Here is a 566-nt window from a genome sequence, read left to right on the forward strand (position 1 = left end):
TCAACACGGCACCAGGTGTCGAAGGCACTGGTCAGTACGGTCTCTGCTGTTGCGGGGGCGTGGAACGCCGCGTGTTCGTCTTCTCCTGGTGCCTGGCGCACTGTTGGGTCCTGAGGGACCGGGCACCGCAGCACCGCCGGCGTGAGTCGGCGTCTGTTGCGGGGTCTGTTTCTTCTGCTCAGGCCCGTCCTGATCGTGCACATCGGCTCGTTTCACTCCTCCTGCGGATCGTGGGTGTGGGTGGTGGGTGTCTGGTGGCGGTCGTTGGGGAGGGGTTCCTGGTTGTCGTTTGAGAACTGCACAGTGGACGCGAGCATCATGTAGTGGTGTTCGTCGAGTAGATAATCCTCTGATGATGTGGATCGCTGCTCTTTCACTCTCGCATCGTGGGTGTGCTCCTTGAGGGGGTGCTCCGCGGGGTGGGTGTGGGTGGCGGTTCGCTGTCTTTGTGGTTTGGGTTTTGAATTCTGCACTGGCGTCGCGCGCCTGCTCGTCCACGGGTCGTGTTTTCCGTGGTGGGTGGTGTGTGGTGGTCAAGTGTGTAAGGGCGCATGGTGGATGCCTTG

At 61.5% G+C, this 566-nt stretch carries 1 protein-coding gene; it reads right to left on the reverse strand.

Annotation, left to right across the window (positions count from 1 at the left end; all coding sequences use genetic code 11):
- Positions 1-212: 212 nt before the first annotated feature.
- Positions 213-377: a hypothetical protein gene (locus GTQ99_RS23860; RefSeq protein ID WP_166618097.1), complete on the reverse strand. Its 165-nt coding sequence runs from the start codon at positions 375-377 to the stop codon at positions 213-215.
- Between the last annotated feature and the right edge of the window lie 189 nt (positions 378-566).

This window comes from Kineococcus vitellinus, assembly GCF_009906315.1.
GTDB lineage: Bacteria > Actinomycetota > Actinomycetes > Actinomycetales > Kineococcaceae > Kineococcus > Kineococcus vitellinus.